This window comes from Chitinimonas sp. (assembly GCF_041904975.1).
Lineage (GTDB): Bacteria > Pseudomonadota > Gammaproteobacteria > Burkholderiales > Chitinimonadaceae > Chitinimonas.
The window spans coordinates 1-5,980 of record NZ_JAYRLZ010000258.1 but is presented as its reverse complement, the minus strand read 5'-3'; the positions used below and the strand labels follow the sequence as shown (position 1 = coordinate 5,980).

Below are 5,980 nucleotides of genomic sequence, written 5' to 3'. Positions count from 1 at the left end.
CGAGTCGGTCTGGCAATTATCGGAAGGCGAATGGCTGGCGCGACAAGAGACTCGACTCGCTAGCTGCGCGCCGGTCGCGTGTGTAGCGCGTCTTGGTGATGGCAGGGCCAGCCCAGCCCTACGCCAGGGCGTGTCGGCTCTATGGCGGGCTAGCCTGTGCCAGCGCTTCAAGCGATTTGTAGATATTTGAAATGGATATAAATAACGAGTGCAAAAGTATTTGTAGTTATGAAGAGGGTCGGCCAACAATGTGGCCGCAACGCCGAAATTGCCTGTCTGGCGGCAGTTCCCGGCATTTCCCACCACCGTCGATACAGGATCAGTAGATGAGCACACCATGGAAGTTCGAGACGCTGTCCGTTCATGCCGGCTACTCGCCGGACCCGACCACCCGGGCGGTGGCGCCGCCGATCTACCAGACGGTGGCCTACGCCTTTGATAGCGCCCAGCACGGCGCAGACCTGTTCGACCTGAAGGTGGCGGGCCATATCTACACCCGCATCAATAACCCCACCCAAGAGATTCTGGAACAGCGGCTGGCGGCGCTGGAAGGCGGCATCGCCGCGCTGGCGCTGGCATCGGGCCAGGCGGCAGTCACCTATGCCATCCAGACCATTGCCGAGGCGGGCGACAATATCATCAGCAGCACCGCGCTGTATGGCGGCACCTACAATCTGTTTGCCCACACCCTGCCGCAATTCGGCATTACCACCCGCTTTGCCGACCATCGCGACCCTGGCAGTTTCGAGGCGCTATTTGATGAGCGCACTAAGGCGGTGTTTGTGGAATCGCTGGGCAACCCGGCCGGCAATGTCACCGATATTGCCGCCATCGCCGAGATCGCCCATCGCCATGGCGTGCCGCTGATTGTCGACAACACCGTACCGTCGCCCTATCTGAGCCGGCCGATCGAGCATGGCGCCGATATCGTGGTGCACTCGCTCACCAAGTATCTGGGCGGCCATGGCACCAGCGTGGGCGGCGCCATCATCGATTCCGGCAAGTTTCCCTGGGCCGAACACAAGGCTCGCTTCAAGCGGCTGAACGAGCCGGATGTGAGCTATCACGGCGTGGTCTACACCGAGGCACTGGGCCCGGCCGCCTATATCGGCCGGGCGCGGGTGGTGCCGCTGCGCAATACCGGCGCGGCCATCTCGCCGTTCAACGCCTTCCTGATCCTGCAGGGCATCGAAACGCTGGCGCTGCGGCTTGACCGCATCAATAGCAATGCGCTGGCGGTGGCCCAATATCTGAGCCAGCACCCCAAGGTGAAATGGGTGAACTACGCCGGTCTGGAAAACCACCCTGATCATGCCCTGGCCAAAAAATACCTGAGCGGCAAGGCTTCCGGCGTGCTGACCTTCGGCATAGCCGGCGGCCGCGCCGCCGGCGAGCGCTTCCTCGATGGTCTCAAGCTGTTTCTGCGCCTGGTCAATATCGGTGACGTGCGCTCACTCGCTACCCACCCGGCGTCGACCACCCACCGCCAGCTATCACCAGAAGAGCTGGCCCGCGCCGGCGTATCGGAAGAAACAGTGCGGCTGTCGATCGGCATCGAACATATCGATGATCTGCGCACCGACCTGCAGCAGGCCTTGGCGGGCGCCTGATTGCCACTGGCGGACTTGATGCGGTAGAGCGCGCAAGAGGCCCGGGCAAATACCCGGGCCTTCTTGTCTCTTGGCCATCAGCCCCACTACGGCGAATCCGGGCTTGGCCCCGGTTGTCGGCATTTCGGCTGCCAAAATAAAAAGCGCCCGGACAGAAGTCCGGGCGCACATACCAACAGGGGAGACAGCGCGCTTAACTACGCTGCCGCGCCAGCCGCTGTACCACCCCAAGCATGACATCGACGTCTTCACACGTGTTGTAGAACGCCAATGATGGCCGCACCGTTGCTTCCAGACCGAAGCGACGCAGGATCGGTTGGGCGCAGTGGTGGCCGGAGCGTACTGCCACACCCTCGCGACTCAGTGCCGCGCCGACATCCTGGGTGGAATAGCCGGCCAGCACGAACGACGCCACCGATGTTTTGGCGGCATTGCGTATCGCGAGCGCATGCCGGTGATGCTCAACAAGCCTGGACGCGGGTCAGCGCGGTGCCGGAATTTCTGACATGGGTCGCTGCCGCCAGGTCACGAAGGCCGACAACAGGCCCAGCACCAGGGCGGGAATGGGCGAACCGCCAATCAGCAGCAGATGGGTCGCGACCGCGCCCACCATGGTGGCGGTCAGCACCAGGCCGCCGATAAAGCCCGCAGCGGGTACCAGCAGCAGTGCTGCGCCCGCCACTTCTACGGCGCCCGTGACATAGCGAAACCATTGGCCAAAGCCGATGGATTCGAAAATCTGGATCATTTGCGGCACGTCGGCGAGCTTGGCGTAGCCGGCCGCACCGAAGGCCAGCGCCAGAACGATGCGTATGCCCCAGACGATGCGGCGCTGCATGGTCGACGCGAGGGGCGTAGAAGTGGATGTGCGGGCGGAAATAGCCATGACATGGGGTCCTTGAATGTGTTTGGTCAGCGTCGCAGGGCTCCTGGCCCCTAGGCTTGGCAGAATAGGCCCATTGGTATTGCTTGATTAGACGGTAGAATCAGCATGCACTCATCCATTTCTGGAAGTAATGGCAAGATGTTCGACCTGAATGACATCGCCTTGTTTGTGCAGGTAGTGCGCTGCGGCAGCTTTGCCGAAGCGGCGCGGCATGCCGGAATGCCGCCCAATACGGTGAGCCGGCGCATACAGCAGCTCGAAGCCCGCCTCGGTACGCGGCTGCTGCAACGCTCCACCCGCAAGCTGTCGCTGACACCTGCCGGGCAGGACTTTCATGAGCGCTGCGCAGGCGGGATCGATGGGTTGATCGAAGCCGGTCAGGCGCTGATGCTGGGCAGTCGCGAGCCGAGCGGCCGGGTGCGCGTTGCGGCGCCGGCCGATATTTTCGACTTCTTCCCGATGGAGTGGATTACGTACTTCTTGCAGGCGTATCCGCGGGTACAGCTCGAGTTTGTACTCAGCGATGCGCGGGCCGACTTGATCGCCGAACAAATCGACATCGCATTTCGTGGCGGCCCTTTGCCTGACTCGGGCTATGTCGGCCGCCAGCTGGTCCGGACGCTGGGTGACAATCTGGTAGCCAGCCCCGCCTATCTTGCCGAGCACGGCGTACCGGCAACGCTGGCGGACCTGGGCCAGTACGACTGCCTTGCGCCAGCTCAGCCGGGCGGCCGCGCCCGCTGGCGCCTGCATGGCCCGCAGGGTGCGGAGGAGGTCCAGGTTAGCGGCCGCTTCAAGGCCAACACCGCGCAGGCCTTGCGCAAGGCGGCGGTGGCTGGCCTTGGCATCGCGCTGCTGCCGCATATGATGGTGTTGCCCGACATTCAGGCCGAACGGCTGGTGACGGTGCTGCCGCAATATCAGCAGATGAGCCATGGCCTGAGCGTTCTCTACCCGAGCCGCCGACATCTGCCTGCGGCGGTATCGGCCTTCATCGACTTTGTGGTGGAGCGGCTGGGCGAGGTCAGCGGCGATGTGGCAGGCCGTTGACTTGGCACCATGAGCCACGCATGGATCGGTTTGCACTGCGGATTCAAACGTGCAAGGAAAAACGCCCGAACAGATATATCCGGGCGTTTTTTCATGCGATGCAGGCGGGGGAGATGGAATAGAACAGCAAGGAATCAACAATTTACCCGCTGTCGCCTAAGGCCAGGATTACGCGGGGCCAGCGATGCGGGTTGAAAACGCGATTTGTTCAGTTCCTACTTGGTGTCAATGATGATGGCCGTGTTCGCCATGTACATGCTGGTGGGCGATTTCTTCGGCAGTCGCCGCGCGCACGTCGAGCACCTGCAGGGCAAAGCGCATCGCCTTGCCGCACAGCGGGTGATTGCCATCGAGCAATACCTGCTGGCCCTTGATCTTGGTAACGAAGTAGTAGCGCGGTTCGCCATCCGGGCCGGGGCGCTGGATCTGGCCGCCGACCTTGATGCCTGGGGGGAAGTCGGCCTTGGCCATGCTGGTGACCAGCGCCTCGTCGCGCTGGCCGAAGGCGTCTTCTGCGCTCAGTTCGATGGTGGTGTGGAAACCGGCTTCCTGGCCTTCCAGTGCGTCTTCCAGCTTCTGGAACAGATTGTCATAGCCGCCGTGCAAGTAGGCATGCGGCTGCTTGCCGTCGTCGTACACCTGGCCGCTAAGGTCGCTGACCTTCATGCGCAGGGTGACGGCGGTGTCTTTGGTGATCTTCATGACGGTGCTTTGGCAAATATTGGGGGGCGACAGGTTCGCCGTTCTATGCGGTCGTGTCAATTTGCCTGGCGTGCCGGAACGATAGGCGGCCAGGTTGTTTTGCGTGATTGACGATCGGCGGACTGATCGGGTGCCTTGGCGGGAAAAAGCGCTGCGCCTGCCGCGAGAAGCGCGCCACAATGGCGGCCCGTTCTCTGGAGATGGCGATGAAACAGCTTTATCGATTTTTTCTGCTCTGCCTGTGCCTGGCATTGCCGGTGGCAGAGGCTGGCGAGGATGCGGCAGTCAGCGCGGTGCTCGACCGTTTTCACGCGGCGGCCAGCAAGGCGCAGTTCGATGACTATTTTGCGCAATTCACCGATGATGGCGTGTTCATCGGCACCGACGCCAGCGAGCGCTGGACCGTGCCACAATTTCAGGCCTATGCCCGCCCGCATTTCGATAAAGGCCGTGGCTGGACCTATACCAAGGTGGAGCGCCATATCAGCCTGGCGCCCGATGGCAGCCATGCCTGGTTCGACGAGCTGCTCGACAACGCAAGCCTTGGCCGCTGTCGCGGCAGCGGCGTGCTGCGCAAGGTGGCGGGCCAGTGGAAGATCGCCCAGTACCATCTGACCATCCCGGTACCCAACGCGCTGGCTGATGAGTTTGCCAAGCGGATTCGTGCTGCTGCGCCCGGTTAGATTCATGCACTGCATGGCAAGGCTTGACCCTAACGCTGGGTGAGGGTGGAAAGTGCGGGCAGGAGGAAGGCGATCATGCTGCTGAAAATCGGTGAACTGGCCAAACGCGTTGGCCTGACGGTGCGCACCCTGCACCACTATGACGATCTTGGCCTCTTGGCGCCTTCTGCCCGCTCCGATGCTGGTTACCGGCTGTACAACCGCGATGATGTGGCGCGCCTGTATCGCATTGTCGCGCTGCGTCAGCTCGGCCTATCGCTGAACGATATCGGGGCCTCGCTGGCCAGTGATGGTTCGGCCCTGCCAGCCCTGGTGGCGCGTCAGATGCAGGCGCTCGATGCGCAGATTGCCGAGGCGCAGGCCTTGCGCAGTCGCCTGGCATGGCTGCAAAGCCGCCTGCAGCAGGGCGATGAACCGGATCTTGCCGAATGGTTGACGACCGTGGAGCTGATCACCGTGTACGAGAAATACTTCAACGAAGCCGAACTTGCCGAGCTGCAGCAGCACAAGGACGACCCCAAGGTAATGGCGGCGCAGCAAAGCTGGCCGGCGCTGATTGCCGAGGTCAGGCAGCTGATGGCCGCCAATACGCCGGTCGAGGACGCAGCCGTGCAGGATGCGGCCAGCCGCTGGAGCGATCTGGTGCACCAGTTCACCGGCAGCAATCCGAACCTGCTGGTGAAATCGGCGCAGATGATGCGGCAGGAAAGCAGCATGCAGGCGCAAACCGGCATCGACCCGGCCATGCTCAATTACATTACTGGCGCGCTGGCGGCAAAGCGCCTGGCGATTTACGCACGCTATCTGGATGAAGCCGAGATGGCGCGGATGCGCCAGCACTATGGCAAGAATCCGGGAGGTTGGCTGCCGCTGATCGCACACGTGCGGCAGTTGATGAACGAAGGCATCAGCGCAGATAGTGCTGAAGCGCGCGCGGCGGCAGCAAAGTGGGAAGCCTTGACCAGCGAATTCGCCGGCACCGACCCGGCCACCCGCCTGAAGCTGCGCCGGGCACTGGATGAGCAGCCAGAAGTGTTGATGCGCACCGG

At 62.5% G+C, this 5,980-nt stretch carries 7 protein-coding genes; 4 read left to right on the top strand and 3 right to left on the bottom strand.

Annotation, left to right across the window (positions count from 1 at the left end; genetic code table 11):
• The first annotated feature begins 326 nt into the window (after positions 1–326).
• Positions 327–1,610, top strand: a complete 1,284-nt coding sequence (locus tag ACE3OH_RS18260) for an O-acetylhomoserine aminocarboxypropyltransferase/cysteine synthase family protein (protein ID WP_374356509.1) — start codon at positions 327–329, stop codon at positions 1,608–1,610.
• 193 nt (positions 1,611–1,803) lie between these two features.
• On the opposite strand, the gene ACE3OH_RS18255 is transcribed toward ACE3OH_RS18260, so the two are convergent.
• On the bottom strand, positions 1,804–2,049 hold the full coding sequence (locus ACE3OH_RS18255; RefSeq protein WP_374356512.1) for an aminotransferase class V-fold PLP-dependent enzyme: 246 nt from the start codon (positions 2,047–2,049) through the stop codon (positions 1,804–1,806).
• Positions 2,050–2,091: 42 nt separating this feature from the next.
• Positions 2,092–2,496, bottom strand: coding sequence for a DoxX family protein (locus ACE3OH_RS18250; protein ID WP_374356504.1), 405 nt, complete (start codon positions 2,494–2,496; stop codon positions 2,092–2,094).
• A gap of 105 nt (positions 2,497–2,601) precedes the next feature.
• On the opposite strand from ACE3OH_RS18250, the gene ACE3OH_RS18245 reads away from it, so the two are divergent.
• A complete protein-coding gene (locus tag ACE3OH_RS18245) occupies positions 2,602–3,546 on the top strand; it encodes a LysR family transcriptional regulator (protein ID WP_374356501.1) in 945 nt (314 codons plus the stop codon).
• 225 nt (positions 3,547–3,771) lie between these two features.
• Here the strand turns inward: ACE3OH_RS18245 and ACE3OH_RS18240 are convergent, their stop codons facing one another.
• Positions 3,772–4,248 carry a peptidylprolyl isomerase gene (locus ACE3OH_RS18240; RefSeq protein WP_374356498.1) on the bottom strand — a complete coding sequence of 159 codons (477 nt, stop codon included), beginning with the start codon at positions 4,246–4,248 and terminating at the stop codon, positions 3,772–3,774.
• 206 nt (positions 4,249–4,454) lie between these two features.
• Between ACE3OH_RS18240 and ACE3OH_RS18235 the strand changes: the two genes are divergently transcribed.
• Positions 4,455–4,931, top strand: a complete 477-nt coding sequence (locus tag ACE3OH_RS18235; protein ID WP_374356495.1) for a nuclear transport factor 2 family protein — start codon at positions 4,455–4,457, stop codon at positions 4,929–4,931.
• Between the two features lie 75 nt (positions 4,932–5,006).
• Positions 5,007–5,980 (top strand): MerR family transcriptional regulator (locus ACE3OH_RS18230; RefSeq protein ID WP_374356492.1); only part of this gene is annotated, 974 nt, incomplete at its 3' end.

Excerpts from the sequence above, each read along its gene's own strand:
- ACE3OH_RS18260 (WP_374356509.1), top strand. The coding sequence starts at position 327 with ATGAGCACACCATGGAAGTTCGAGACGCTGTCCGTTCATGCCGGCTAC.
- ACE3OH_RS18250 (WP_374356504.1), bottom strand. The coding sequence starts at position 2,496 with ATGGCTATTTCCGCCCGCACATCCACTTCTACGCCCCTCGCGTCGACC.
- ACE3OH_RS18245 (WP_374356501.1), top strand. The coding sequence starts at position 2,602 with ATGCACTCATCCATTTCTGGAAGTAATGGCAAGATGTTCGACCTGAAT.
- ACE3OH_RS18240 (WP_374356498.1), bottom strand. The coding sequence starts at position 4,248 with ATGAAGATCACCAAAGACACCGCCGTCACCCTGCGCATGAAGGTCAGC.
- ACE3OH_RS18235 (WP_374356495.1), top strand. The coding sequence starts at position 4,455 with ATGAAACAGCTTTATCGATTTTTTCTGCTCTGCCTGTGCCTGGCATTG.